The organism is Streptomyces sp. WM6386 (genome assembly GCF_000972385.1).
GTDB lineage: Bacteria > Actinomycetota > Actinomycetes > Streptomycetales > Streptomycetaceae > Streptomyces.
The window spans coordinates 1-414 of record NZ_JXTE01000540.1; the positions used below are offsets into that span (position 1 = coordinate 1).

General features: G+C 72.9%; 1 protein-coding gene. It reads left to right on the plus strand.

What is annotated here, in order from left to right:
- On the plus strand, window positions 1–414 hold a 414-nt coding region (locus TN53_RS42610), incomplete at both ends, for an acetate--CoA ligase family protein (RefSeq protein WP_046264289.1).

A 414-nucleotide genomic window follows, 5' to 3' on the forward strand; every position in this document is an offset into this window, starting at 1 on the left:
GGCGGTCGCCGCCGAGCTGCTGGAATCGTACGGAATCGCCGTACGCGCCACCGGACCGGGCCCCGGACCGGACGCGTTCCTCACCGTCCGCGCCGACCCGGTCTTCGGCCCGGTGGTCGCCTTCGGTCTCACCGGGGACTACGCCGACCTCATGGCGGACGTCGCACATCGCGTCACACCGCTCAGCGACCGCGATGCCCGGGAGATGGTCCGCTCGCTGCGGGCGGCCCCGCTGCTGGACGGCCGGGCAGGTGGCCGGGGTGTGGATCTTGCGGCTCTTGAGGAGACCGTTCTGCGGATCTCGGCGATGGTCGAGGAACTCCCCGAGATCGAGGCCCTGCAACTGCGCCCGGTACGGCTGCTGCCGCCCGGGGACGGCGTGGCCGTCGCCCACGCGACGATCCGTCTGGCCGA